This window comes from Methylacidimicrobium tartarophylax (assembly GCF_902143375.2).
Classification (GTDB): domain Bacteria; phylum Verrucomicrobiota; class Verrucomicrobiia; order Methylacidiphilales; family Methylacidiphilaceae; genus Methylacidimicrobium; species Methylacidimicrobium tartarophylax.
Map to the genome: position 1 here is coordinate 1 of NZ_CABFVA020000083.1, position 25,144 is coordinate 25,144.

Consider the following 25,144-nt stretch of genomic DNA (forward strand, 5'->3'; position numbering starts at 1 on the left):
CGCCTTGCATCCAGGCCCATCCGCCGCGCCTCGGGTACGAACTTTGTGAGACATGCAGGCTAATCCGGTACGTATTGGGTCACCCAGAACAGGTGGGCAGGAGAGACGGCGGGATCCAGGCGGACGTAGTTACTCCCATCATGCCAAGTATAGCTCGCGTCGGCGAGCAGGTCGTTGACTTGAAAGGGCTTTCGGGGGTCGATGCGAAACTCCTCGGCCGGGAAGCGGACCCATCCCGATTGGGGTTGGGCGTCCATGTTGACGACGACGAGAATCACATCGCCGCAGTCGGAACTCGCCTTGGCATAGGGGAGAAGCCGTGGGTTGTCGACCTCGCAAAAGCGGAGGTTGTTGGTTTCCTGCAAGGCTCGGTGTGTCTTCCGGATATGGTTGAGGCGAGCAATCTCGGCCTTGATATTCCCGGGTGCGTTCCAGTCCCAGTGGCGGAGCTGGTACTTTTCCGAGTCGAGATACTCCTCCTTCCCGGGCACCAGAGCCTCTCGAACGCAGAGCTCGAAGACCGGGCCGTAGAGGCCGTAGTTCGAGGAGAGCGTTGCAGCCAGGATCAGCCGCTGCAGGAAGGAAGAGCGAGATCCCTGCTGGAGGTAAACCGGGAGAATATCGGGAGTATTCGGCCAGAAGTTCGGCCGGAAGAACTCCCGAACGGGCGGGGAAGTCAGCTCGGTGAGATATTCCCGCAGTTCCGAAGGCGTCGCACGCCACGTAAAGTAGGTATAGCCCTGGGAGAAGCCGCACTTGGCCAGATGGTAGAGAATCTTGGGACGGGTAAAGGCTTCCGCGAGAAGAATTACGTCGGGATAGGCCGCCTTGAGATCGGCGATGAGCCATTCCCAGAATCCCATCGGCTTGGTGTGCGGGTTATCCACCCGGAAGATCCTCACTCCCTGCTCGATCCAAAAGACGAAGATGCTTCGGAGTTCTTCCCACAATGATCGCCACTCCGTACATTCAAAGTCGAAGGGGATGATGTCCTGGTACTTCTTGGGTGGGTTCTCTGCGTACTGAACGGTCCCATCCGGCCGCCATCGGAACCATTCGGGATGTTCTCGGACATAGGGATGGTCGGGGCTGCACTGAAAAGCGATGTCCAGGGCAACGTCCAAGCCGTACTCCTTGGCCCGCGCCTGCATGCGGTGGAAGTCTTCCCAGCTCCCGAGCTCGGGATGGATCGATTTGTGTCCTCCTTCCTTCGCGCCGATCGCCCAGGGGCTCCCCACGTCTTCCGGGCCGGAGATCGTGGCGTTGTTTTTCCCTTTCCGATAGAGGCGGCCGATCGGATGGATCGGGGGCAGATAGAGGACGTCGAAGCCGAGGGCGGCGATCTCCGGGAGCAGCCGCTCGCAATCCGCAAAGGTTCCGTGCCGGCCGGGTTCGGTCGCCCATGACCGGGGGAAGAGCTCATACCAAGAGCTGAAGAGGGCCTTAGGAGGATCGACGAGGATCTTTCGCGCGGCGGGCGCCTCGGAAGCCAAGCTTCGGTCAGGATAGCGCCGAGCGAGTTCGGCTAAGGCGGGATTCCGAGCGACGAGCCCCCGCTCTTCGATGGGCAGGGAGCGGTTGCGCAGAAGGGCGGCCCATTCCTGGAGCCGCTTCGCCTCGGGCTTCGGCGCCCGAAGCGCCGCCGCGTCGAGCAGGTCGGCACCGAGGGAAAGTTCGACGCTGATCTCTTGTCCGCCGTCGGCCTTTTTATGGAAGCCTTCGAGCCAGGTCACAAAATGATCCACCCAGGCGACGACCTGGCATTCATAGAAGCCGAGCTTTTCTAGGAGAAACTCCGCTTGCCATTCGTCGTTGCCGAGCTCGCGCATCGGCAACTCGCGCCACTCGGGCTCCGCCTGATGGCGATAGCGGAGTCGAACGTCGGTGCGATCGTGGCCATCGCAAAAGACGTGAGCCTGTAGACGAAGCGTTTCGCCGAGAGCCCGCTTTACCGGGAACCGGGCGTCGTCGATTTCCGGGAGAAGGCGGTGGATCACCACGCGCCTTCTCCCGTCGGTGGGCCAGGAACGAGTTTTCATAGCTGCCGAGAAAGACCGGGTCTTGAACGAGTGGGTCATCCCAATACTCAGAACCGACCTCTATTGAGAGGAGGGAAAAAAGAACCGGGCAAGCAGAAAAACGTTGAGTCCGATGACTAGGACGCTGATGAGCCATCCGGCCATGCCCGTCCAGAGCGAATTGCGCAGAGGCCCCATCCAGCGGCTGCTTTGGGTAAAGAGGAGGAGGGGGATCAGCGCGAAGGCGATGCCGAAGCTCAAGACGACTTGCGAGGCCACGAGAAGATGCGTCACATCGGCCCCCAGGGAAATGGCCAGGATCGCCGGCAGCATCGTGATCAGACGTCGAACCCAGATGGGAATGGCAAAGCCGACGAATCCCTCCATGATCACTTGCCCCGCAAGGGTCCCCACGGCGGACGAGGAGAGGCCGGAGGCGAGCAGGGACAACGCGAAGGCCGCCGCGGCGAGCTGCCCGAGCAGGGGCCAGAGGGCGTGATAGGCTTGGGTGATGCTGTTCCCCTCGGCCGGAGGAGATCCGGCAAAAGCAGCAGCCGACATGACCAGCATGGCCAGGTTGATCATGCCCGCGATCGTCATCGCCAGGGAGACGTCGAGTTGCGAAAGGCGGATCAGTTTCCGCTTTTCCTCGATCCGCCGGACGGGAATGCGTCGCTGGGTGAGGGCCGAATGGAGATAGATCGCATGCGGCATCACGGTGGCTCCCATGATTCCCGCAGCCAAGTAGGCTCCGTCGGCGCCGGGAAGACTGGGGAAAAGAAGACCGTGGAGGGTTGCCGAGGGCGAGGGATGGATCCAGAAGAGCTCGAAGGCATAGCAGAGCGCGATGAACCCGACGAAGAGCGTCAACAGGACCTCCAGGTAGCGAAAGCCGCGCGGCCGCAGCCCTAGGATCAGGAAGGAGAGCGCGCCGGTCAGGAGGGCGCCGACTCCCAGCGGAATGCCGAAGAGCAGCTGGAAGCCGAGGGAGGCTCCCAGGAACTCCGCCAGATCGGTGGCGATCGCCATCAGCTCGGCCTGCAGCCAGTAGGCAAGACGGAAAAGAGGATGCGGGAGGACATCGCGGATGCATTCGGGGAGATTTTTCCCCGTGACGATGCCGAGCTTAGCGGAGAGACCTTGCACGAACATGGCGATGAGGTTCGACCAGAGCACCACCCAGAGGAGCTGATAGCCATGCCGCGTTCCACTCTCGATATTCGTTGCATAATTGCCCGGGTCGATATAGGCGATTGCCGCGATAAAGGCGGGCCCCAGGAAAGGAACATATCGGCCGACTCTCCCGGTCGATTCACTGGAGAGCACGGCTCCGGCTCCCTCCCTTACCCAGGTATCCCATCCACCCGTGGGCGGCGGCTCAATCGGCTTTGGACTCCACAGCGTTCCTCCCGGGCGACGGGATGGATCATTGCTCATGGGTCACGGGTCGTCCGGCTCCTTCTCTCTTCTTCGGCGGCGTGGAGGAAGGGTGCGGGGCGACGTCGACCAAGAGGTGAGCGGCAAGAAGGGACGGGACGAGGAAGCGGCTCCCGCCGACCAGAAGCGAGATTCCATCGGGATGGATGCCGGCGACTTCGATCGCCCTGCCGGGAAGGAGATCGAGTCTCTCCACTAAGTTGAGCGCGTCCTGATCCTGCAAGGTCACCCGGCGAATGGTCCCCCGGCTCCCCTTGGGGAGGAGGGCCAGCGTCCTCAGATGCTGGTCTTCCTCCAAGGCCAACTCCCGTGTGGGGATCGGGTCCCCATGTGGATCCCGATCGGGATCGGCGAGCAGCTCGGCTACCTTTTGTTCGAAGCGCTCGCTGATCACATGCTCCAGCGCTTCGGCCTCCTCATGAACCTCGTCCCAGCGATAGCCGAGCGTCCGGGAAAGAAAAGCTTCCAGGAGGCGATGATGCCGCACGAGCTCGACTGCGATCCGTCGGCCCGTTTCGGTCAAATGGACCGCCCGATAGGGGGCTCGTTCCACCAGGCCCTCTTCAGCGAGTCTCTTGAGCATTCCGGTCACCGAGGCCGGCCGGACCCCGATGCGTTCCGCCAAGAGCTGAGTCGTGGCACCCCGCGATGTGTCATTCAAAAGAAAGATCTGCTTCAAATAGTCTTGCTGCGAGGGGCTCAGGCTTGCCGAACCTTTGTAGGGTCCGGCTCCCTCGGCAGCAGCATTCATTCTTAGAAAAAAGTTAGCCGATCCTAATCGAGCTCGTCAATGGAAAGCGCTCCGGAGGGCTTCGGCCTAAACCATTTCAAGCATAGGGGAAATAGGGAGAGAGCTTTTCCGTCGAGAGCACAAGCGTTTCCGGTTGAGGGTGGGCGACGGCCAGAGCGCAAAAGGAGCCGTCCTCCCGAAGCCAGCTCTTGACGGTCCATGGGGTGCCGTCGGCCTCCGGAGGGTCGACGGTTTCCCAGCAGGACCCTTGGCGCTGGGCGAAGCGGAAGGAGCGGGGGGAGCGGTAGAGACCCATGCCACAGCCCTTGAGGAATGCTTCCTTTTTTGTCCACATCCGAAGAAACGCCGTGGTCTGCTCCTCGGGCGGCGAGGAGGCGACAGCCCATGCTTCTGCGGGTAAAAGAAAACGCCGGGCAAGCCGAAGAGGATCTTTGCGCGGGAGCCGGGCCTCGAGGTCGATCCCGACCGGGAAAGAGGCCACCGCGGCAATCCACCGGTCGTCCGAATGGGACAGGTTGAACCAGAGGCCGGACGAGTTGGGAAGCAGCGGCTTGCCCCAAGGGTTTCTCTGGAGGGGAACCTCTTCGGGGCGGACACCGATGTAGCCGGCGAGAAGGGTGCGCAAAACGGTTTCGCTGCGGAGAGCGTGGGGCCGGCCCGGAGGCCGCACGTTTTCTTCTCCGCCCACGGGAAGCATCGGAAGCCGTGAAGCGAAGAGATGAACGGTGGATGGGCCGGGGAGGGGTAGAGCCATCGGAACGGATCGACCTATCGTCCGGGGATTGCTTGCGGGCAAGCTCTTTTGCCGGATTCGCTTGAAAGCCGCTCCCCCCGCATGGGAACTTACCCATGCCCCCGGTGGAGAGACCGCGGGGAGGTGAGCCCGGTGCTCGAACGAATCTTTGCGTTTTCCCTTCGGCACAGAAGCGGAGTCCTGCTGGCCGTCGTCATCCTGGTCGGCTTTGGGATCTGGGCTGCTCTCCATCTGCCGATCGACGCCGTGCCTGACATCTCCACGGTCCAAGTCCAGGTCAACACGGCCGTCCCCTCCCTGGCTCCGGAGGAGATCGAAAAGCTTGTCACGATGCCGATGGAACGGGAGCTGACGGCGGTGCCGAACCTCGAGGAGATGCGCTCGATCAGCAAGTTCGGCCTTTCTCAGGTTACGCTGATCTTTCGGGACGGCACCGATGTCTACCGGAGTCGGCAACTGGTCAGCGAGCGGCTGCTTCGCGCCGTCGATCAGATTCCTCCCGGCCTTTCTCCCTCTCTTGCGCCGATTGCGACCGGCCTGGGCGAGATCTTCTTCTACACGCTCGACTACGGCGCGGAAGCCAAGCAAAAGCCCGCCACGCGCTTCGAGCAGCTCCTTGAGCTCAAGCTGCTCCAGGACTTCACGGTCAAGCCGATGCTTCGGATGGTGCCGGGGGTGATCGATGTCAACGTGATCGGAGGCTACGACAAGCAGGTCGTCATCATGCCGACTCCGGATCGGCTCACCCACTTGGGCATGACGGTTGCCGACCTCGCGGAGATCATCGGGAAAAACGTGGAGAATGTGGGGGGGAGCGTCATCCAATCGGCCGGGCAGCAGATCGTCGTGCGCGCCCCGACCCGGGTCGAGACGCTTTCGGACATCGAACGGCTTCCCCTCAAGTATCGGGCCGGCCCGTATCCCGTTCTCGTCCGGGACGTAGCGCGAGTCGCCGTCGGAGCAAGGATTCGGACGGGAGCGGCTACGGCCAACGGCGACGAGACCGTCTTGGGAACCGTCCTGATGCTCGTGGGTCAGAACAGCCGCATCGTCGCGCAGCGCGTTGCAGAAAAAATCCAAGAAATCCAGCGACGGCTTCCTGACGGCGTCGAGATTCATCCCGTCTACAATCGAGCCAAGGTGGTGGAGCGGACCATTCACACCGTTCGAAACAATCTGGCCGAAGGCGCGATGCTCGTGGCAGCCGTCCTCTTTCTCCTCTTGGGAAGCGGGAAAGCGGCCGCCGGGGTGGCATCGATCATCCCGCTCGCCTTTCTCGTTGCCCTCTGCGGCATGGTCGTCGGCGGGCTTTCCGGAAACTTGATGAGCCTGGGCGCCATCGACTTCGGACTAGTGGTCGAAGGGTCGGTCGTGGTCGTGGAGAACGGCATGCGTCGGCTGGCCGAGCAGAGCCACCTGCTGCGGAGGAACCTGACGGATGGAGAGCGGCGGAACCTGCTCCTGTCATCGTGCCGGGAAGTAGGCTCTTCGGTCTTCTTCGGTGTCGTGATCATCACCCTGGTCTATGTGCCGATCTTCGCGCTGACCGGGGTCGCCGGGAAGACCTTCCGTCCCATGGCGACCACGGTCATTTTCGCCTTGGTCGGCTCGCTGCTCCTGAGCTTTACCTTCATGCCCGCGCTCGCTTCCCTTCTCTTTTCCGGAGCCGTACGGGAAAAGGAGAGCTGGCTCGTTCGCCTCGCGAAGTGGATTTACCGTCCGATTCTCGAAGGAGCCATTCGGATCGGCCCGCTTGTGGTCCTGGTCGCCCTCGGGAGTTTTGCCTCCGCTCTCTGGCTTTTTCGGACGATGGGGGCCGACTTCATGCCGACCCTCGATGAAGGGGCCTATGCAATCAATGTCTACCGAGCCAATAGCGTCGGGCTCGAGGCGTCTGTGGGAATGGAGGAAAAGACCGAAGCGGTCGTGCGGCGGAAGATCCCGGAGGTAACCCACGTCTTCGGGCGGATCGGAGTTTCCGACATCGCCACCGATCCGGCGAGCCCGAATGAGGCCGATCTCTACGTCTTTTTCCGTCCGCGCGCCCAATGGCGAAAAGAACACGGAAAGCCGATCCGGAAGGAGACCCTCGAAGACGAAATCGGCCGAGCGATCCAGCTCCGGGTGCCTGGCCAGATGTTGATCTTCTCCCAACCGATCGAGAACCGCTTCAACGAGATGCTCCAGGGGGTACGTTCCGATGTGGCGATCAAGATCTTCGGCGAGGACTACGACCAGATCGAGAAGCTGGCCCGCCAGGTTCGGCGGATCGTCGGCTCGATCCGCGGGGTGAACAACATCGTTCTCGAATCCTCCGGTCGAGCGCCATCCTTGGAGTTTGTGCCCGACCGGGAGGCGATGGCCCGCTACAACGTCCAAGCGGCCGAAATCAACGACGCAATCGCCATTGGGCTGGGAGGAAAGCAGGTTGGGCTGCTCGTCGACGGGGTCCGCTGGTATCCCATCGTGGTTCGCTTCTCCGATCCGAACCGGGCGGAGCCCCTGAGGGCACTCCAGCTTCCGGTCCGCTCGGAGGCTGGTGGACTGATCCCGCTGCGGCAGGTTGTCTCCGCCCGGATGGTCGACCGTGTCCGCGCCTTCTTTCGGGAAAACGGAGTGCGGCGGCTGGCCGTCCTCGTCAACCTGGAGGATCGAGATATCGACTCCTTTGTGAACGAGGCCCGAGCTCGGATTGCGCGCGAAGTCGTCTTCCCCAAAGGATACTTCGTCGAATTCGGCGGACAGTACCGGAATCTCCAGGAAGCGCGGGCGCGCCTGGCCATCGTGGTGCCGATCGCCCTTTTCCTGATCTTTGTGCTCCTCTACCTCCATTCCCGGAGCCTGTGGCAGAGCCTTCTTCTTTTCCTGAGCGTGCCGCTCGCGGTGACGGGCGGAATCTTCTCCCTCTGGGCGAGCGGCATTCCCTTCAGCATTTCGGCCGCCGTCGGTTTCCTTGCCCTATCCGGGATCGCGGTGCTGGGAGCGCTCGTGCTCGTCTCCTTTTTTAATCGGCTTCTTGCCCAAGGACTTCCCCTTGAAGAGGCCATTCGGCGCGGCTGTCTCACCCGGCTTCGTCCGATTTTGACGACCGCCCTGGTCGCGAGCCTCGGTTTTCTGCCGATGGCGCTGGCGCAAGGTCCCGGAGCCGAGGTCCAGCGGCCGCTGGCCGTCGTCGTCATCGGAGGGGTGCTCTCTTCCACGGCTCTCAATCTTCTGCTGGTTCCCATCCTTTTCCGCTGGGGGGTCCAGCTCTTTGGATTTCCGCGAAATCCTCGCCGGCCGGACGAGGCGGAAGCCGGTGAATCGGCTGTTTCTCGCTAGCGGGAGTCCGCCTTCCCTCCTTTGCTGCGGTCACTGCGACACGCGATCCTGTGCCGGCGGCGCTTTGCTCTTTCGCTTCCGTCGCAACCACTTCTCTACCTCGACGGCCAGAGCGACGCCGAGGCCGCAGAGAATCGGATAGATCCAATAGCCTGGGTGGATCGGCACGGTGCCGAAGATCCGGTTCATGGCGGGATGGTAGGTGAACACCAATTGGAGGAAAGCCATGGCAAGCGCTCCCCCAAAAACCCACGGATTGGCGACGAACGCCCGCGGATGGGAGATCGGCCGTGTCAATAGATGGTCTCCCGTGATCATCTTCACCTCGATTCCGACGGCTTGACATCGGGCGACCGTGCGGATCGCCTCGGGCCGGGGGGAATCCTGCATTCCTTGCAGCCCTAGGAAAACTAGGCCGCCCGGAAGATCGGAGGAGGTGAGCGTGCTCTGCTCTGGAAGAAAGACCATTCGCGCAAACGCGAGCACCCGCAAAAGGCTGCTCGTCCTTTCCAGATTGGGCTTGGACGACCGGAAAAGATAGTTTCAAAAGGAGAAAGGGGGCAAAAATCGCCTTGCTCAACTCTTTGCCTGGGGCAACGCCTTTCCGAGAAGGTCGACGCCATTTTGTCGAAGCGATCGCAGCGCGGCGGCCGGATCGGAGCTGTCTTGCGGAAGAACCGCTTCCAAGAGGAAAACCCCGGAAAATTGACTTCGGCGCAGGGCGGTCAGCCAAGGCGGCCAGTCGATCTTTCCTTGCCCCGGGGGGAGATGATCGTCGTAGATCCCGCAATTGTCGTTGACGTGCAAGGCGATCACCCGGCCGGCAAGGATCTGGTAAAGCTCCTCCAGCCGCCAGGCGCGCCAGAAGGAGCAGTGGCCGGTGTCGAAGCAGAGCCCGACCTCCGTCTTCGGATAAGGGGCGACCAGATCGAGGAGGAGGTAGGGATCGGCGGTGAAGAGGTGGGGCAGGAGAGTTTCGACGGCCACCGCGACACCGCTCGAGCGAGCCGGTTGGCGGAGATGGGAGAGGCTCTCTCGTAATGACATGAGTCGAGCGGTGCGCTCCGCTTCGGAAACGCGAGAAAGCTCGGCGGCCGAACCGTGCAGGACCAGAGTTCGGGCTCCCAGGGCTGCGGCGACCCCCACGGCTTCGACCAGCACCGAGACGGCCCTCTTTCGCAAGATCGGATCGGGATGGCTGGGATCGATCTCTTTCGAGTAGGGGGCATGGAAACTCGCCGCCCGGAGAGGCAAGCTATTGAGAAGCTTTTGGATCTGCTCGACTTCCCTGGGATTCCGCCAATCAAAAGGAGTCGGGTTGACGGGATCTCCGGCCCATAGCTCGACCGAATCGAAGCCCGCCCGGGCGATCCAGGGAAGAATCTCAACGATCCGCTTAGAATAGAAGACCCCGGTCGAGATTCCGATTTCCATTGGACTCCATGATTCGGTAGTTCGCGAGATTGAACCCGCAGAAGGGCTGCCAGCAGTATCCCTTTTCCTGGTGGCTGATGCAGTTGAGATCGATTTCCTGGTCGATGCCCGTCAGCACGAGGCCGGAGAAGAGGCGGACGTAAAATTCGGCGCGCGTCGCTGGTTCATACTTTTGCCAGAGATCGCCCCAACCGTGATCTTCCCGGTACCGGGCACAGACGAGGTCGGCGATGGTCGCCGGCATCCAATCGCGCGCGAGAAGCGCTCGCGTCAACGCCTGCAGGTTGGTTGGCTTTAGGAGGTGGGGATTGGGCTCCAGCAGGCAGTGGAGGAGACAGGGCGGCAGATCGCTCGGATTGTCGTGCCCGTCGGGCCGGCTCTTTCCCATTTCGCGGTGAATCCGGGCCAAGGACGAGCTCTCATAATCGTGGAGCCAGCCAAGGACCGAGTGCGACGCATCCGGGATCGCGACCGAGCTCCCGTCGGCCATCCGCGTTGCCCGGTCCCAATCGACCCGGATCTCCAAGAGCTCTTTGAGACAAGAGCTTGGGGACCGGGGCAGGAGAACCGGGATCGGAAACTCTTTCGCGGCGCGCTCCCCATACTTTTGCCAAAGGCATCGATGCTTTTGATAGACCGAAAAGGGGCATCGGGTCGCCCTCCGGGGCAAGGGGTCTCCGTATAATGAGAGATCGAGTGAGATGGCTTCTCGCCGACCGCTCGGCCCAATGCGACCAACCGCGACCTCGGTCGGCACCGCCGGCAGGGGCGGCATCCCCATCGAGGAGCCGGCTTCGCCATACTCCTGCAAGATCCGATGAACCAGGAACTCAAAGAGGCGGCCCAATGTCTCATAGGCCGTTGCCTCGAGGGGAGAGACGGTGCGTTCGAATCGGGCTCCAAAGCGATTGCCACATTCGAGCCGCTGCGGAGAAGCTGCACCGCAGGCGGCCAGCAGGCAAAACGCAGCGGAGTCCTTGGGAATCTGAAAGACGAAATGGTATCCCTGGCCCGTCAGGATGGTCAGGGGCTCGATCCCATACGTGCCAAAGCAGCGGAGGATTGTCCGGTATAAAGGTTCGATCCTCGAAAAGACCTCCACCGGTTGGAAGAAAACCTCCGCCGGATAGTCCCAGTTCACGTATTCGATGTCCAGGATTCCCAGGACGGCAGCCTGATCCCAGATCGACCGAAGGATATCCGCTCCTGCGTTCAGCAGTTCGGCAAAGTGCTTCTTCTCCACGGACGCATGGGGCTCGGGCGAAACGCCTTGTCCCATCGCGGTGCCGTAGCCGACCAGGTAGGTGCAGGAAAAGGCTTGGGGCTCTTCCGGGATTCCGCCGCAATACTCCGCGATTCGGCGACGGACCGAATCGTGGGCGTAGTAATCCCGAATCGTGTTCGCCCCCATCTTGATCTACAATGCCTCAATCGGCGAAACTGCGAAAGGCGCGGAGTCGTTCCTTTGCCTCCTAGGGTTCGCGCCCGGATTCGCTAACGACCACCCGTTCTCCTCAGCGCGTTCCGGCCGTGGGGGGCAGTCAGATCCTGGATCGGGCCAAGCGGAACAATGCGGGTCGGATTGATGTCGTCATGGGTGACATAGTAGTGGCGCTTGATCTGGTCGAAGTGGACGGTCTCGGCAATCCCGTCCCACTGATACAGGTCCCGCAGATAGCCTGAGAGGTTCGGATAGTCGACGATGCGTCGGAGATTGCACTTGAAGTGGCCGTGGTAGACCGCGTCGAAGCGTACGAGGGTGACGAAGAGCCTCCAGTCGCTTTCGACCGGTTTGGCTCCAAAGAGATAGCGGGTCGTCGAGAGCCTCTTTTCGAGCGCATCCAGAGCGTTGAAGAGGAGGCGGACCTTCTCTTCGTAGATCGGCTGGCTCGTGGCGAACCCCGCACGGTAGACTCCGTCGTTGATCCGCTCATAAAGCCAGCCGTTTAACTGGTCGATCTCCTTCCGCAGGGGATGGGGATAGAGATCGATCGAGGGGTCCGCCCAAGCGCCGAACTCCAGCTCGAACATCCTCAAGATGTCATCCTCCGAGTTGTTCACGATCCGCCGGGTCCGCTTATCCCAAAGGACCGGCACTGTGACGCGTCCCCGGTAGGCTGGGTCGGTCGCGTGGTAGGCCTCGCTCAGAAATTGGAATCCGTTAACCGGATCGGCGGAAGCCCCTGGAACCTCCCGGAAGGCCCAACCCCGCTCATCGCGAATCGGGTCGACTACGGTCATCCCGAGTACCGCTTCCAATCGTTTGAGCTTCCGGCCGATGATCGTCCGATGTGCCCAAGGGCAGGCCCAGGAGACATAGAGATGGTAGCGTCCCGCTTCGGCGGGAAAGCCCGAACTGCCGTCGGCCGAGATCCAGCCGCGGAACGCATCGTTCTGGCGCACGAAAGCTCCCTCCGGCGACTCCTCCCCGGGAAATTGGGCTCGGACGACCATCTTGAAAAAAACTATGCCGTGTTTTCGTAAAAGCGAACAAATCCTCCTTCACGCCCGCTCCCGTTACGCTTCCAGGCGCCTCACATCCAGGCCGACGCGCCGTGCCTCGGCTACGAACTTTGTGAGAAATGGCGGCTAAAGGGCGATGCGGAGCGCCAGATAGAGACCAAGCAGGATGCCGGCGCCAGACAGGCAGGCACCGAGGATCGTATCGAGAAGGATAAAGTTGGTCTTTTCCAATTCCGGGGTATCGATCTGCCGAGCATAAAGCCGGTAGCGAAGCGCCGCCATGCCGATCATGATCGCACCCAGGGTCAGGAAGGCGAGTCCGATCAGTCGGGTCGCCGGCTCTTGCGTCGCCGGCTCTTGCGTCGCCGCAGGCTGATTGAGTGCGAGGCGAAGATAATCGAGAAAGAGGGTGAACTTCTCCAGCAGGAATCCGAACGCCATCAGACCGATGCTCGTCCGGATCCAGGCAAGATACGTGCGTTCGTTGGCCGAATGATCCCTAAAGTTACTTCTCATCGGACACGGACTGGCTCGGAGTCCGTCAGCCTGCTCCCTGCCCGGGATAGGCTCGCCGTCGGTCCCTTTTTCGCGGGTCGACATCATTCTGACCTGCGAAGCGACATGGAGCCCGCCTCAGAATCCCGTAGCCCTCGGAAGGAAGGAAGAGACAGGTTGCCATGGGACTAAAACGCCCTACAAGCGCTTCAGGAAGCCACCCAGCCGCTCCACTCCTCTTTGCAGGCTTTCCATGTCGGTGGCATAGGAAAGACGCACCGTCCGGTCGTCGCCAAAGGCGATCCCAGGAATGATCATCACCTTTTCTTCTTCCAGGAGGCGCTCGGCAAACTGGGTGGAGGAGAGCCTCGTCTCCCCGATCTCGAGCAGAAGATAAAACGTCCCCTGGGGTCGGAGAAAGTGGATTTTGGAAAAGGAGCTGAGCTCCGTCACCAAGTAATCCCTTCGGCGCGCATACTCTTGGGTCATGGCCCGCACGCAATCCTGCGGCCCCCGATAAGCGGCTAGGGCTCCTTTCTGCGCAAACGAGGTTACATTGGAGGTCGAGTGGCTCTGAATCGCTTCCACGGCTCCCGCTGCCCAAGAAGGAGAGGCCACATAACCGAGCCGCCAGCCGGTCATCGCGTAAGCCTTGCTAAAGCCGTTGACGGTGAAGGTGAGCGGATAGAAGGCGGCGTCCAGGGAAGCAACGCTCCAGTGCTTCTGTTCGTCGAAAAGAATCTTTTCGTAGATTTCGTCGGAGAGGATCAGGATGTCTTCCTCGATCGCGACTCGAGCCAGCGCCTCAAGCTCTTCCCGCGCATAGACCGATCCGGTGGGGTTCCCCGGGCTGTTGAGGATGATCATCCGGGTCTTCGGGGTCATGGCCTCGGCAAAATCCTCCGGGGTAATCTTGAAGCCGTTTTCCATCCGAGTAGGAACGATGACCGGCTCCCCATCGGCGATCTTGACCATCTCCGGATAGCTCAACCAGTAGGGAGCGGGGATGATCACCTCGTCTCCGGGCTCCAAAGTCGCCAGGAGGACATTGAGACAGGCGTGCTTGGCTCCGCAGCTGACCGTGATCTGCGCCGGCTCGTAGGCGAGACCGTTGTCCGCTTTGAGCTTGTCGGCGACGGCCTCGCGCAGCTCGGGGATGCCCGAAGAGGGGGTATACTTGGTGAAGCCCGCATCCAGAGATCCCATGGCGGCCGCCTTAATGAACTCCGGCGTGTCGAAATCGGGCTCGCCCGAGGCGAGATTGATGATGTCTATGCCTTTTGCCTTCATTGACTTAGCCTTGCTTCCCAAGGCAAGAGTGAGGGAAGGGGCAATGCGTTTGGCTCGAGAAGATGGTTCCATGGGACTTTTTCGGTTGTTCGACGAGTGAGGAAGCGAGTACGGCGAGACGCCGTGGTGTTAGCCGTAGGTATTAGCCGTAGTATTCGGCAACGAGGGAACGAAAGTTGTTTTCTCCCGGGCGGAGGATCTGCATTTCACGCTCGGCGCTCTGGACCGAGTCGGAAGCGTGGGCGGCGTTGACCATGATATTTTGGCCGAATTCACGCCGGATCGATCCCGGCGGTGCCTTGGCAGGATCCGTGGGTCCGAGAACCTCGCGGATTCTCTGCACTGCGTCGATCCCCTCATAGACCAGGATGAGGCATTTTTCTTTTCCGGGAAGCTTGCTTTCCGCCTCCGAACAATCCTTGGGGTTGTAGCCGGTCATGAACTGAAGGATCAGATTGAACTGGTGATCGGCCGCTTTCGGTCCCAGGAGGCGTCCCAGCTCTTCCTTTAGATCCGGCTCCACGGTGATGCCGAGGGCGGATGTAAGCAGCTCCTTGGCCTTTTCGCCGGTAGCGCCGACAAGCTTCTCGCGCAGGACCGCCCGGACGGGGCCGTAAAATTCTTCGGCTTCGGCGATGCTCATCCGATGAAGCTTGATCGCCGTGATCGCGAGTCCCGTTTTCGAAAAAAGATCGATGACGTTGCCCGGTCTCCCGCCAGGAAAACGGATCGTGTCGGGCTTAAGGATCACGAGGGTTCTCTCGTGGCGGGGTTCCTCTAGCGTGGGGAGGCTGGCGGAGACTAGGCCGGAGTCGCTTTCCGCATAGCGGCTCCAAAGACGGAGCTTGGCTTTGGCTTCTTCCACGGTCGGGGCCGCCAAAACGGCCGGCTCGAAATAACGGACGGAACCGTCCCGGGCAAAAACCAGGTCGGCAAAGGTATCTCGAACCGTTTCCCCGCCGCTGCTCATCCGGCTGATGTTTCCGACCGCTTCCCGGGTACGAGCGACGGCATCGTTACCGGAAAAAAGCAAGACCATGACCCGGCGCCGCTGCTTGGTTGCCGGATCGGGGGCATAGTTTTCCAAGATATACTCTTGAATCAGTTGCTGAATCTGACGGTCCTGGGGATCGTTTTCGGTCACGATCATCTTGGCGTACTCGCGCACGAGCTCGTGGCTGGGAGCAAACATCGCGGCTCCCGCCAGTTCCAAGCTCGTTCGGGTGAGCAGCCTAGAGAGGATCGCCCCCGTGCGCGATTTATTCAGCGAATAGGGGTTGATAATAACGTAACTGAGTTCACGTGCCATAAGAGAGGAAAAGAGAAACGGTTAGCGCCTTTGTGCGGCAGGACACCCTATGCCGTTCTTGCAGGAGGCGTCAATGGGAATTTCACATGGCTAAGGACAGGCTCGGGTCGATCTCCTCGCGAAGGCAGGCGGGAACTCCTGCCATGTTCTTCCAGGCCGCCGCGGATGCGATCATGACCGCATTGTCCGTGCAGAGGGAGGAGGGAGCGATGCGGAGGGAGAGGCCGGCATCGCGGCATCCCCTGTCCAAGAGCTCCCGCAATCGTCGATTCGCCAGGACGCCGCCCGAGGCCGCCAGGATGCGAAAGCCTCCTGCGGCGGCCGCCCAGAGAGCCTTGTCGCAGAGGGTTTGGACCACGGTTTCCTGCAGCGAGGCAGCTACGTCGGCAAGGAAAGCGGGATTGCCGCGCTCTTCGGCATGTTTTTCGAGGAAATAACGGATGGCGGTCTTCACCCCGCTAAAGCTGAATCGGAGGTCGCGCGAATCGGGGAAGCCACGCGGAAACCGGAACGCCTTCGGGTTGCCCTGGGTAGCCAGCTTCTCGATCTCGGGTCCTCCCGGGTAGGGCAAGCCGAGGAGGCGGGCAATCTTGTCGAGGGCCTCCCCAGCCGCGTCATCCGAGGTGGCGGATACAATCCGATAGCGGTTCCAACCTTCGACGGAGGCTAAAAGCGTGTGGCCCCCGCTGACTACCAGACCGAGGAAGGGAAAGCGGATCGATTCCTCCGCGCCGAGGAAGGGAGAAAAAAGATGGCCCTCTAGGTGATTTACTCCGAAGACCGGGAGATCGAGGGCGGCCCCCATAGCCCGGGCATAGGCGTTTCCGACGAGGAGGGAGGAGGCGAGCCCGGGTCCCTCGGTGACGGCAATGCCCCGAAGCTCGCCCAAGGCGATGCCCGTTTCCTCGAAAAGCCGGGCGACCAGAAGGGGAAGGTTTCGCGAATGTTCGCGCACGGCGAGCTCCGGGACGATTCCTCCGTAAGGACGATGGCGATTGACCTGGCTAACCAGGAGCGCACCGATGACCCGCGGCTTCCCGTCCTGCTCTGCCACGAGAGCGACTCCCGTTTCGTCGCAGGAGGTTTCGATGCCTAACCAGAGAGTCTTTTTCGGGCGATCCATTCGCGTGCTTGCCTTCACGGATCCCGGAGGCCATGGGAGACAAGAATTATCGCCGGGCAGGAGATCCCTCGGGCACACCGGATCGACTCGGTCTTTCCGCTTCCTCTTTCCTCGCTGCCGGCCGATGGGTGCGAAACCATTCGATGGTTTCTCGTAGTCCCGTTTCCAGATCGACCTTTGGTGCCCAGCCGAGGGTATTCCCGGCGCGGGTAATGTCCGGACGGCGCTGCTTTGGATCGTCCACCGGAAGCGGCTTGTACTCCAGCCGTTCGGGATGCCGGCGAGCCGGCAAATCAGCCGGGCAAAGTCCAGAATGGAAAGCTCGGTCGGATTCCCCACGTTCACCGGATCGGCGAGACCGGATTGAGACAAGAGAAAGATTCCCTCGATCAGATCCGAACAGTAGCAGAAGCTGCGTGTCTGGGACCCGTCGCCGAAAATCGTCAGCGGCTTTTCTTCCAGGGCCTGTCCGATGAAGGCCGGGACGACGCGGCCGTCGTGAAGCCGCATTCGAGGCCCATAGGTGTTGAAGATGCGGACGATGTGGGTGTTCACACCGTGGCTCCGGTGGTAGGCCATGGTCAGGGCCTCGGCAAAGCGCTTTGCCTCATCGTAGACCCCGCGAGGGCCGATCGGGTTGACGTTGCCCCAATATTCCTCTTTCTGGGGATGCACCAGGGGATCTCCATAGACTTCCGAGGTGGAGGCCAGCAGGAATGCCGCGCCCTTGGCCTTGGCCAGCCCCAAGGCACGGTATGTGCCGAGCGCCCCCGCCTTCAGGGTCTGGATGGGAAGGTGGAGATAGTCGATCGGACTGGCGGGCGAGGCGAGGTGAAAGATCCGATCGACTTTCCCAGGAACTTCGAGGAATTCCGATACGTCTTGCACGAGGAGGTCGAACCGGGATTCGTGCTTGAGATGAGCCAGATTGTCGGGATTGCCGGTCACGAAGTTGTCGACGCCGAGAACCCGATAGTCGGCGCGCAAGAGCCGATCCACGAGGTGACTTCCTAAAAAACCTGCGGCTCCGGTGACGACGGCAAAGGGCATATCGGTCACACTAACGACCTGCGGGACAAAGTGCAAACCCGTGACGTTCGCTTCGTGAAGTTTTCCTCCAGACGTTCGCCTCTTCGGTCGGAGCGCGGAAAGCCTCAGGAAGCTGCCGCGCCGCGTTCCTCCCCGGAAGCCAGCCGTGCAAATGCTTGCAGCTCCGCATAGGTTCCAAGCGCGATGAGCTCTTTGCCGGCATCCAGCACCGTCTCGGCGGTGGGCCGCACGGACAGAGTCCCGTCCGGCAACCGGCAGCCGAGGATCGTAACGTTGAACCGGTTGCGAAGCTGGGCCTGCGCCAGCGTTTGGCCGATCAGGCAAGAGGCCGGCCGGAGGGGAATTTGCTCCAGGAAGAGCTCGAATCCCCCGATGTGGGCGGCCTCCCAAAGAAAGTCGGCGACGGCCGGGCGAAGCAGCAGAGTAGTCGTGCGGATCGCCGCCATCTGGTAGGGCAGAACGACGCGGGTCGCTCCCGCCTTCTTCAGTTTTGGCTCGGAGGCTTCGTCGACCGCGCGGGCGATGATCGTGATCTCAGGGTTCATCAAGCGCGCGGTAAGAACGATCAAGAGGTTTTCCGCATCGGAGCTGGCGCAGGCCACCAGACCCTTTGCATGCAGAATTCCGGCGGCGGTCAAGACGGCTTCGTCCGAGGCGCTGCCTACGATCGCCGAGCTTCCCGAGATCTTGAGACCGGCGAGGGCTTCGGGCCGTGAATCGATCACCGCGACCCGCAGATCCTGTTCGATCAGTTCCTGGGTGACATGGCGTCCTACCCGGCCGTAACCGCAGACCAGATAGTGGCCCTTCATCCCTCTCAACATTCGGCTTTGCCGGCGCGTTTCAAGAAAATCCCGCCATTCGCCGGAGGAGAGGTATTGGATCGCCGTTCCCGCGGCATAAGCCGCAAGAGCCCCGCCTCCGATGATCAGCCCGATCGTAAAGAGCCGACCTCCAGGAGAAAGCGGATGGACCTCTCCGAAGCCGACGGTGCTGAGCGTGATGACGGTCATGTAGAGGGCGTCGAGAAGGGACATTCTCTCGATGCTCCAGTAGCCGAGAGTGCCGACCACCACGAGCGCGAGCAGCACCGAGAGCGCGCCCAAGAAATGGTAATAGGGATGACGAATGACCGGCGGCAACGCGGCCGACTGCGAAGAGGAAGAAACCCGGGGAGCGGCCATCGGCTCTTTTACTCCTGGCTTAGCCTTCCTGTTTCACAAGCGTTCTCCTGCGGCTTGCAAATGGATCCGCCTGCTTCGTCTTCGTTGGGACTTGGGTGCGAACTTCGTGAGGTACGCAGGCTAGGAAAATGGGGAAGGACGGTGGTCGGGAGAGGGGGAGGGAGGGCCATGCGGAAGCGGTTGCTTACGGGGCACGTCCCCGTCAAGCCCTCAGAGCGTGGGCGCGTCTCCCCAAAGGTGTTCGAGTTCGTAATGCGTCCGTTCCTTTTCGAGGAAGATGTGGACGAGGAGCGATCCGTAATCGAGCACGACCCAGTGGCTGGCCGGGGAACCTTGAAGCGAGCGAGGATGAAGGCCATGCGCTTTTTGCACTTCCCGTTCCAGGGAAACGGCCAGCGCCTTGAGCTGCGGAGGGGAACCCGCGGAGCAGATGAAAAAGAAATCGGTAAATGCGCAGAGATCGCGGAGATCGAGAATGACCGGCGAGATCGCTTTCCCTTCCAAAGCGACGTCTCGGCAAAAGCGTGCCAAGGCCAGAGGGTCCGTCCTCACACGGGGATCTTCTCGTAAAGCCGGCGTTTTGCGATGTGAGTCGCCACCGGACGAGGGACAAGATGACCGATCGGAAGCCCGCTCACCGTCCGGTCGCGGATTTCTGTCGAGGAGATGTCGACGAAGTGAGGTGAGGGGAGCAACGCCATTCCGCGCTCCGGGACGACGTGGACATACCCCGGTCGCGGGATGACCAGAAAGGTGACAAGCCGACGAAGTCGCGAATAGTCCTTCCACGAGGGAAGGCTTTGCGCTTGATCCGAGCCGATGATCCAGAAGAGTTCCGCCGACGGGAAGCGACTGTGCATCTCCTCCGCCGTCTCCACGGAATACGAGGGTCCTCCACGGATCAGCTCGCATTCGGAGAGAGAGAAGGCGGGCCAGCCCCGGATCGCCTGACGAATCATCGCCACCCGTTCCTCTCCCGGGGCGAGGGGAGGGTCTTGCTTGTGGGGAGAGAGGGCACAGGGAATGAAGATAATGCGATCGAGGCTCATCTGCTCGAGAGCATCCCAAGAGCCGATGAGGTGGCCATGATGAATCGGATCGAAACTGCCCCCGAAGAGACCAAGACGAAGGGGGGGAATCTGTTTTTTGGCCATGAAATTTGCGTTGCGCATCGGGAACTTGCTCTTGTCTCCGGAACTCTGTTATCCTTTTTGTTCGATCACGTCAAACGGGCCGTGGCGCAGTCTGGTAGCGCGCTTGCTTGGGGTGCAAGAGGTCGCGAGTTCAAATCTCGCCGGTCCGATTCGTTTTCGGCGCATCCGTCTGTCGCCGGAGAGCGACAGGTCGCTCCTTTTTGCCGTGGCAGATGCTGTCTTGGAAACGAGCCGGCGCAAGGAGATCCCTTCGGTCTGAAATCGGCCGGGAAGAAGGATGGGCACCGATCCGGCAATGGCGGTCGAATAGCGATTCTCGAATAAGGGCGGCATCGGCTTTACCCGGAGCCACGCCGTTGCGCACCGCCCGCCGGTGCAGGCAATGGAAGGGACGAACCAATCCGTTCGGACTTGGTACCCTCTTCGGCAGGAGGGCGTTTGGCCCGGCGGGCTGAAAAACGGACGCTCTCCGCACGAACGGAGAAGAACGCGGTCTTCAAGAAGATTGTCTTTCGATCTCCCGCAGCACTTCTTCCGCGTGAGTCTCCGGATTCACTTTCGCCGTGTGCCAGGAAATCTTGCCGTTTCGAATCAAAAAGGACTGCCGGCTGGCATGACCGTTTCGCTTTGCCACGCCGAAGGCCTCGACGATCTTCCCTTCGGGGTCGGCGAGCAAGGTGAAGGGGAGATGATACTTTTCGACGAACTGCTTCTGAGCGGCGGCCGTGTCCATGCTTACCCCGAAGACCCTGACTCCATGATCAATGAACTTTCGGTAGGCATCGCGCAATCCGCAAGACTCTTTGGTGCATCCCGGCGTATCCGCCTTCGGGTAAAAATAGAAAAGAACGGTCGCATTCCTGAAAACTTCCGCTAGATCGACTTCGTTCCCGTCTTGGTCCGTCGCCTGCACGGCGGGTGCTGCTGCACCCACAGCGAGGGGCTCTGTCGCTAAGTTCGCATTCATAAAATGAATAAAATGCGAAAAAAGTGATGACACCAAGGACATTCTTTCAGAAAAGAGTGGTTGGCTCTCGGCCGAGCTGAGACTTCCCCGGGGCGATCGCCGTTCCTGTTTTTTTGCCGGATTGGGTCTGGTACTTCTCTCGACGCGAGCATTTCTCTTGCGAAAAAGCAGGGCGCGATCGGTTCCTGCATCGGACAAGGCCGGGTTGCTTAGCCCATGAGAAGAATCTGGCGGCGGGCGGGGTTGGCTTTCGTTCTGGGTGCGATCAGCGGAGCCATCTACGTTCTGGCGGGCCGTGGGGGCGGACACGGTTCCTCAGAACTTCGCGTGTCCGGATCTCCGAAGCCGACGGCATTGCAGGAGGACGTTGTCCGGGAGGAGTTGACGCCGGTTCTGCCGGAAGGCATGAAGCTCGTCCGCGTGAATCCCGTCTGGTTTCGGGAGCGAGCGGATGGTTCGTTTGAGGCGGGTTACCTCCTTCGCTTCGAGTCGTCGATCTCCTGGTTTCAGCTTCCGGTCGGTCGCTTTGAGCCGCCGGCTCGTGCCGATGCCCTTCAGAAGAAATTGGCTTCCTATCTCATCTTCTATCCGGACTTGGAGCCTGGATCCTGCTACCGGGTGCACCGCCGAAAGGCGGTGGTGACGAAAGGGAAAGCCATGATGGTGAAATGGTCGATTGGGCGAGCGCTCTTTTCCGGCAACCGCTGGCGCGTGGAAAAGGAGGAACCGCTTCCCTTCGAGAGCTGGGGGCGGGTATTTACGGAAGAAGAGACCTCGCAGGTCCAGGAAGCGGAGCAGACCGCTTGGCAAGGAATGGTCCAGAGGTTGCAGAGAATTCGGGAAGGAAAGGTCTCGTCGGCAACCGGGCAAGGGGTCTCGGAGGGTCCGAAGACGCCGGCTTTTCCGACGGAAGGAGCTTCCCCACCGGAGCAGCGGGACGTTGCGGGAGAAAGAGTGGAAAGAGCGCTGCCGGTCGAGGCGTCCCCGGTTCTTCGGACGGTGACGGCTCCTGAGCCTGATGGTCTCGTTAGACCAAGCGGGGAGGCCGGAGCAGGGTCGCCCGCGGCCCTCCATCGTCTCTACGAGGAGTATGAGCGGGAGCTGCAGCTTGCCGCCGCCCGGCAGCGCGCAAAGCTTGCCGAGGAGAAAAAGAACTCCTCCACCGCCACCGGCGGAGCATCCCAGTTGCCGGCGGCTCCATGACCAGCCTGCCTGTTTCACAAGCGCTCTCCTGCTGCTTGCACCCTCGCCTCGGGTACGAACATTGTAAGACAGACGAGCTTGAGTTCGGGAAGAAGCGGTTGACGGATTTTCTCCCGTCGTGGTTCGATACCGAGACATGAGAAAGAGAACGATGACGGTCGTAGCCCTTGTCCTCCTTTTCCAGGCAGGGTATCTCCACGCGGACGAGCCGCCGGCCGGGACCGATGCGGCCCCCGCCACTCCGACGAATGCCCCAAGCAGTTGGCAGGAGAAGTTGGCGGATCTAGTCAAGCGGGATTCCGACTTAAACAAGAAAGTCGATCAGATCGATCAGGCGATCCGGCAAAAACATGATGCTCTCGCCCGATCCCTCGCGAAGGAACTTCAGACGGAACGGTCTGCATTTCATCGGGATCTGCAGCAAATGAAAGAGACGGTTCAAACGGGAATCCGAGGTGCGGCCCAATCGCTTGGGAAGGGAGCCGGTCAGGTCAAAGAAGAAGCGGCCAAGCTTCAAGAGGCTCTGGAGCGGGCCGGTCAGCAGGAGGGAGCCGTCAAAAGTCCCCCGGCCTCCTCGCAGCCGTAGTAGGCTAGTCGGTGGGCCGCGTCCCGGGGACGGCGTCGAACGGCTGGGAGAGTTGGCCCAATGCCCAGAGAAGCCAAGCGTAACTCTTTTTTAGGTCCTTGTCCTTGGGGAGAAGAATCGATCTCTGCACGAGGTCGACCGCGCTGATGGCCAGCGGTGCCCAGGAAAGTCTCCATCCCGCAGCTTGCAGCTCCTGGACTTGTGCTGCCGCTTTTTCCGAGGCATTGAGGAGGGTGTCGAGGGTCGAGCCGAGGCCGGTTTCGACTTTGCGGCTACTCGACTTTCTCGTGAGAGCGGTCTCCCGCCCCCCCGCCGGAGCGGCTGCTTTCCGATAGACGCTGCACTGCTGTAATTGCCGGGGACCTTCCGAGCGAAAGCGGAGGAGGATCGTCTCCTCGGCGCTGTCCCACAAGAGGAAGTCGGGGGCCGAAAGCTTCCAGTACTTCCAGACACCTTGCCAACCGGGAGGAATCAGCGGGTTGGCTCCTGCCCGGGCTCCCGCTCGGTAGGCGATGGCATCGGAAGGCAGGAGCTCCGTGCGCGAGGGGTCGAAGTCGACGATGGCAAGGAAGGACCAGCCTTGATGCGCTCGTTCCGGAAGCCGTAGCTCTACGCGTTGGATCCAGGGGCGAGCCGAGCCTGACGTCTCGTAGATCGTAAGCCAATCGCCTCTCTCGATCCGATGAAAAGGCGCGCCGACCGTTGCTTCCACCCGTGCGAGGGTTGCGGGTTGAAGCAGGCGGAGATTATCGATCCAGGTGAACACCTCCCGCGAGCCGGTCGGTCGGTCGGACCCTTCTTGTTGCGCGGACAGTTCGGACCGTTCCGTGACCGCAGCCTCCGTGGTCCGGGTCGGCATCCCCAGAAACAAAGCCGGGAGGAACAATAGAGCGGAATAGGTGAGTCGTCGTTGCGGCGAAAGCGTCAAGCGGAAGATCGACGCAGGGTGCGGAAGAAGCTCCATCAGCGATGACCTCCGCCTCCGCCGTGAAATCCGCCGAAGCCTCCGTGAAACCCGCCAGGCATTCCTCCATGAAATCCGCCCATGCCTCCATGGAAGCCTCCCGGCATTCCATGGAAGCCGCCGAGTCCATGAGGTCCGCCCGCGCCGAGAGAAGCTCCGTGAAAGACGTTTGGCGATCCGTGGAACGAACCGCCCACGCCATGGAAAACGCCACCATGACCGAGTCCGGTGGCGCCATGGAAGGCACCCGCGTGTCCCAAGGCTCCTCCATGGTCGAGCCCGGTGGCTCCGTGGAAGGCACCTGCGGCCCCATGCGGGAAACCCGTGTGGCCGGCAAAGGAGCCGATTCCCGCGCCGCCTCCGCCGTGAAAGCCATGGGCATGAGCGGCAGCGCCGAGGTTGGATCCATGCAGGGCCGCCGAATTGACGGATCGACCTGCAACGTCATGAACCGCGGGGCTAAAAAGATGTTGCGGATGGACAGCAGCCTGGGAAGGGAATCCACCATGGGCAAGAGCAGACGCGCCATGGCCCTCATGGGCGCCGGCATGAGAAGACCCCTGCCCGTGAGCAATACCGCCGGCATGCGTCGTCCCGTTTGCTGGGCTGCCGTGGCCGGCTCCATGCTGGGTTAGCCCATGATGGGCGGCCGGGGAAGAGTGGCTCGGGTCGCGGGATTGCGTTGCGGCCTGATGATTGGCTGCCGTCTTGCCCTGCTGTTGTTGAGCCTGGGCGGCTCTCTGTTGTTCCACGATCACCATGGGGAAAAAAAAGGGCCAGAAGCCCATGCCCCACATGCCCATCATGCCCCACATCCCCATACCCCACATGCCCATGCCCCCGTAGGGATATCCTCCATAGCCGCCCCCTCCATAGCTGGTGGTCGCTTCCGTGTCGCCGACGAACGGGCCGGAGCTTCCCGAGCCGATGCCGTATCCCTCGGGTGGAGGGTTGGTAGCCGGGACGTCACCGGGAGGCACGGAGAAGTCCTCCGAGGACAAGTCCGGCTGTTGCGCGGCGGGCGCCTGCTCCTGAGCCGCGAGCATGGTCCATCGTTCTTCGAGCAAAGCGATGTGTTGGCGAGCACTGTCGCTCCACTGGCGGTCTTGGTTGATTTCCGTCAGGAACGCTCGCCAGGAAGGTGCGGTCGAACTGGGGAAAAGGCTGTCGGAGGAGGCGAGGCTCAGACGCGCGGCGGCTTGATCGGCCTCGGTCTGAATCTGATTGGCAAGAATCGATGCCTGGTCCAGCAACTCCCGGAATCGAGCGTTTGCCGTTTGTAAAAGGTCGGTGGGAATGCCTTGCGATTTCGTCGCGGCATCGCCCTGCGCCAGCAAATTCTCGAGCAGGAGCTTCTGCCGGACGAGCTCGCCGCGAAGTGCATCCGCCTGCGGAAGGGACCGGGCCAGGGAGGTCTGAAAGCTCGTCACGACCGCTTTGCGCTCTTGGGCATTCTTCCAGGCCGTTGCCCCCCAGCCTGCCGCCGCCGCGAGCGCGCAAACAGTGAGCAGCAACGCCACCCAGCCTTTCCAGCCAGAGAACAATTTCATGATAAGAGCCTTAGCCGACATATCTCACAAGCGTTCTCCTGCGGCTTGCGTAATGGACCTGTCTGCTTCGTTGGGCCTTGGTTTTCCCTCC

The 25,144-nt window shown here is 61.3% G+C and carries 21 protein-coding genes, 1 tRNA gene and 2 pseudogenes; 4 read left to right on the forward strand and 20 right to left on the reverse strand.

Annotation, left to right across the window (positions count from 1 at the left end):
- Positions 1-59 precede the first annotated feature (59 nt).
- The 4 genes from MAMT_RS07710 to MAMT_RS07725 form a co-directional block, all read right to left on the reverse strand.
- On the reverse strand, positions 60-2,039 hold the full coding sequence (locus MAMT_RS07710) for an alpha-1,4-glucan--maltose-1-phosphate maltosyltransferase (RefSeq protein WP_178087011.1): 1,980 nt from the start codon (positions 2,037-2,039) through the stop codon (positions 60-62).
- A 60-nt stretch (positions 2,040-2,099) separates the two neighbouring features.
- Positions 2,100-3,455, reverse strand: coding sequence for an Nramp family divalent metal transporter (locus MAMT_RS07715; RefSeq protein ID WP_142660406.1), 1,356 nt, complete (start codon positions 3,453-3,455; stop codon positions 2,100-2,102).
- Positions 3,445-4,206 (reverse strand): metal-dependent transcriptional regulator, encoded by a 762-nt coding sequence (locus MAMT_RS07720; protein WP_142660407.1) that lies wholly within the window; start codon positions 4,204-4,206, stop codon positions 3,445-3,447. The genes MAMT_RS07715 and MAMT_RS07720 overlap by 11 nt, the downstream gene beginning before the upstream one ends.
- 76 nt (positions 4,207-4,282) lie before the next feature.
- Positions 4,283-4,960: a 4'-phosphopantetheinyl transferase family protein gene (locus MAMT_RS07725; RefSeq protein WP_178087012.1), complete on the reverse strand. Its 678-nt coding sequence runs from the start codon at positions 4,958-4,960 to the stop codon at positions 4,283-4,285.
- A gap of 132 nt (positions 4,961-5,092) precedes the next feature.
- Between MAMT_RS07725 and MAMT_RS07730 the strand changes: the two genes are divergently transcribed.
- On the forward strand, positions 5,093-8,281 hold the full coding sequence (locus tag MAMT_RS07730; RefSeq protein ID WP_142660409.1) for an efflux RND transporter permease subunit: 3,189 nt from the start codon (positions 5,093-5,095) through the stop codon (positions 8,279-8,281).
- Between the two features lie 30 nt (positions 8,282-8,311).
- Here the strand turns inward: MAMT_RS07730 and MAMT_RS11680 are convergent, their stop codons facing one another.
- The 13 genes and pseudogenes from MAMT_RS11680 to nadD all read right to left on the reverse strand — a co-directional run bounded on the left by MAMT_RS11680 (position 8,312) and on the right by nadD (position 19,801).
- Complete coding sequence (locus tag MAMT_RS11680; RefSeq protein WP_281289108.1) at positions 8,312-8,599, reverse strand: cation transporting ATPase C-terminal domain-containing protein; 288 nt, start codon at positions 8,597-8,599, stop codon at positions 8,312-8,314.
- Positions 8,573-8,773 (reverse strand): annotated as a pseudogene (locus tag MAMT_RS11685) (hypothetical protein); the annotation flags it as partial. The gene MAMT_RS11680 and the pseudogene MAMT_RS11685, both read right to left, overlap by 27 nt.
- Before the next feature lie 84 nt (positions 8,774-8,857).
- Positions 8,858-9,715 carry a sugar phosphate isomerase/epimerase family protein gene (locus tag MAMT_RS07740; protein WP_142660411.1) on the reverse strand — a complete coding sequence of 286 codons (858 nt, stop codon included), beginning with the start codon at positions 9,713-9,715 and terminating at the stop codon, positions 8,858-8,860.
- Positions 9,678-11,126: a hypothetical protein gene (locus MAMT_RS07745; protein ID WP_142660412.1), complete on the reverse strand. Its 1,449-nt coding sequence runs from the start codon at positions 11,124-11,126 to the stop codon at positions 9,678-9,680. Before MAMT_RS07745 ends, MAMT_RS07740 begins: the two co-directional genes overlap by 38 nt.
- An 83-nt stretch (positions 11,127-11,209) precedes the next feature.
- Complete coding sequence (locus tag MAMT_RS07750; protein WP_142660413.1) at positions 11,210-12,169, reverse strand: glutathione S-transferase family protein; 960 nt, start codon at positions 12,167-12,169, stop codon at positions 11,210-11,212.
- A 135-nt stretch (positions 12,170-12,304) separates the two neighbouring features.
- On the reverse strand, positions 12,305-12,694 hold the full coding sequence (locus MAMT_RS07755; RefSeq protein WP_178087014.1) for a YidH family protein: 390 nt from the start codon (positions 12,692-12,694) through the stop codon (positions 12,305-12,307).
- 177 nt (positions 12,695-12,871) lie between these two features.
- Complete coding sequence (locus MAMT_RS07760; RefSeq protein ID WP_142660415.1) at positions 12,872-14,035, reverse strand: pyridoxal phosphate-dependent aminotransferase; 1,164 nt, start codon at positions 14,033-14,035, stop codon at positions 12,872-12,874.
- A gap of 70 nt (positions 14,036-14,105) precedes the next feature.
- Positions 14,106-15,272, reverse strand: coding sequence for a nucleoside-diphosphate kinase (locus tag MAMT_RS07765; protein WP_142660416.1), 1,167 nt, complete (start codon positions 15,270-15,272; stop codon positions 14,106-14,108).
- 82 nt (positions 15,273-15,354) lie between these two features.
- Positions 15,355-16,395 (reverse strand): tRNA (adenosine(37)-N6)-threonylcarbamoyltransferase complex transferase subunit TsaD, encoded by a 1,041-nt coding sequence (gene tsaD / locus MAMT_RS07770; RefSeq protein ID WP_142660417.1) that lies wholly within the window; start codon positions 16,393-16,395, stop codon positions 15,355-15,357.
- Between the two features lie 46 nt (positions 16,396-16,441).
- A pseudogene (locus tag MAMT_RS07775) lies at positions 16,442-17,445 on the reverse strand (UDP-glucuronic acid decarboxylase family protein).
- Positions 17,446-17,549: 104 nt separating this feature from the next.
- Positions 17,550-18,629: a potassium channel family protein gene (locus MAMT_RS07780; protein WP_142660418.1), complete on the reverse strand. Its 1,080-nt coding sequence runs from the start codon at positions 18,627-18,629 to the stop codon at positions 17,550-17,552.
- Positions 18,630-18,839: 210 nt separating this feature from the next.
- Positions 18,840-19,181 carry a ribosome silencing factor gene (rsfS, locus tag MAMT_RS07785; RefSeq protein WP_142660419.1) on the reverse strand — a complete coding sequence of 114 codons (342 nt, stop codon included), beginning with the start codon at positions 19,179-19,181 and terminating at the stop codon, positions 18,840-18,842.
- Positions 19,178-19,801 carry a nicotinate-nucleotide adenylyltransferase gene (gene nadD / locus MAMT_RS07790; protein WP_246186583.1) on the reverse strand — a complete coding sequence of 208 codons (624 nt, stop codon included), beginning with the start codon at positions 19,799-19,801 and terminating at the stop codon, positions 19,178-19,180. Before nadD ends, rsfS begins: the two co-directional genes overlap by 4 nt.
- Before the next feature lie 57 nt (positions 19,802-19,858).
- On the opposite strand from nadD, the gene MAMT_RS07795 reads away from it, so the two are divergent.
- A tRNA-Pro gene (locus tag MAMT_RS07795) sits at positions 19,859-19,932 on the forward strand.
- A 347-nt stretch (positions 19,933-20,279) separates the two neighbouring features.
- Here the strand turns inward: MAMT_RS07795 and MAMT_RS07800 are convergent.
- Positions 20,280-20,717, reverse strand: coding sequence for a peroxiredoxin (locus tag MAMT_RS07800; RefSeq protein WP_246186584.1), 438 nt, complete (start codon positions 20,715-20,717; stop codon positions 20,280-20,282).
- A 249-nt stretch (positions 20,718-20,966) separates the two neighbouring features.
- On the opposite strand from MAMT_RS07800, the gene MAMT_RS07805 reads away from it, so the two are divergent.
- Both MAMT_RS07805 and MAMT_RS07810 read left to right on the forward strand, forming a co-directional pair.
- The gene (locus MAMT_RS07805) at positions 20,967-21,953 is read left to right on the forward strand and encodes a hypothetical protein (protein WP_142660421.1); all 987 of its coding nucleotides are present in this window, start codon (positions 20,967-20,969) and stop codon (positions 21,951-21,953) included.
- A gap of 151 nt (positions 21,954-22,104) precedes the next feature.
- Positions 22,105-22,539 carry a hypothetical protein gene (locus MAMT_RS07810; RefSeq protein ID WP_142660422.1) on the forward strand — a complete coding sequence of 145 codons (435 nt, stop codon included), beginning with the start codon at positions 22,105-22,107 and terminating at the stop codon, positions 22,537-22,539.
- 4 nt (positions 22,540-22,543) lie between these two features.
- Here the strand turns inward: MAMT_RS07810 and MAMT_RS07815 are convergent, their stop codons facing one another.
- Positions 22,544-23,503, reverse strand: coding sequence for a hypothetical protein (locus tag MAMT_RS07815; protein ID WP_142660423.1), 960 nt, complete (start codon positions 23,501-23,503; stop codon positions 22,544-22,546).
- Complete coding sequence (locus MAMT_RS07820) at positions 23,503-25,053, reverse strand: hypothetical protein (protein ID WP_142660424.1); 1,551 nt, start codon at positions 25,051-25,053, stop codon at positions 23,503-23,505. The genes MAMT_RS07815 and MAMT_RS07820 overlap by 1 nt, the downstream gene beginning before the upstream one ends.
- Between the last annotated feature and the right edge of the window lie 91 nt (positions 25,054-25,144).

Coding starts and splice junctions, on each gene's coding strand:
- MAMT_RS07710 (WP_178087011.1), bottom strand. CDS start 2,039: ATGAAAACTCGTTCCTGGCCCACCGACGGGAGAAGGCGCGTGGTGATC.
- MAMT_RS07715 (WP_142660406.1), bottom strand. CDS start 3,455: ATGAGCAATGATCCATCCCGTCGCCCGGGAGGAACGCTGTGGAGTCCA.
- MAMT_RS07720 (WP_142660407.1), bottom strand. CDS start 4,206: ATGAATGCTGCTGCCGAGGGAGCCGGACCCTACAAAGGTTCGGCAAGC.
- MAMT_RS07725 (WP_178087012.1), bottom strand. CDS start 4,960: ATGGCTCTACCCCTCCCCGGCCCATCCACCGTTCATCTCTTCGCTTCA.
- MAMT_RS11680 (WP_281289108.1), bottom strand. CDS start 8,599: ATGATCACGGGAGACCATCTATTGACACGGCCGATCTCCCATCCGCGG.
- MAMT_RS07740 (WP_142660411.1), bottom strand. CDS start 9,715: ATGGAAATCGGAATCTCGACCGGGGTCTTCTATTCTAAGCGGATCGTT.
- MAMT_RS07745 (WP_142660412.1), bottom strand. CDS start 11,126: ATGGGGGCGAACACGATTCGGGATTACTACGCCCACGATTCGGTCCGT.
- MAMT_RS07750 (WP_142660413.1), bottom strand. CDS start 12,169: ATGGTCGTCCGAGCCCAATTTCCCGGGGAGGAGTCGCCGGAGGGAGCT.
- MAMT_RS07755 (WP_178087014.1), bottom strand. CDS start 12,694: ATGAGAAGTAACTTTAGGGATCATTCGGCCAACGAACGCACGTATCTT.
- MAMT_RS07760 (WP_142660415.1), bottom strand. CDS start 14,035: ATGGAACCATCTTCTCGAGCCAAACGCATTGCCCCTTCCCTCACTCTT.
- MAMT_RS07765 (WP_142660416.1), bottom strand. CDS start 15,272: ATGGCACGTGAACTCAGTTACGTTATTATCAACCCCTATTCGCTGAAT.
- tsaD (WP_142660417.1), bottom strand. CDS start 16,395: ATGGATCGCCCGAAAAAGACTCTCTGGTTAGGCATCGAAACCTCCTGC.
- MAMT_RS07780 (WP_142660418.1), bottom strand. CDS start 18,629: ATGGCCGCTCCCCGGGTTTCTTCCTCTTCGCAGTCGGCCGCGTTGCCG.
- nadD (WP_246186583.1), bottom strand. CDS start 19,801: ATGCGCAACGCAAATTTCATGGCCAAAAAACAGATTCCCCCCCTTCGT.
- MAMT_RS07805 (WP_142660421.1), top strand. CDS start 20,967: ATGAGAAGAATCTGGCGGCGGGCGGGGTTGGCTTTCGTTCTGGGTGCG.
- MAMT_RS07810 (WP_142660422.1), top strand. CDS start 22,105: ATGACGGTCGTAGCCCTTGTCCTCCTTTTCCAGGCAGGGTATCTCCAC.
- MAMT_RS07815 (WP_142660423.1), bottom strand. CDS start 23,503: ATGGAGCTTCTTCCGCACCCTGCGTCGATCTTCCGCTTGACGCTTTCG.
- MAMT_RS07820 (WP_142660424.1), bottom strand. CDS start 25,053: ATGAAATTGTTCTCTGGCTGGAAAGGCTGGGTGGCGTTGCTGCTCACT.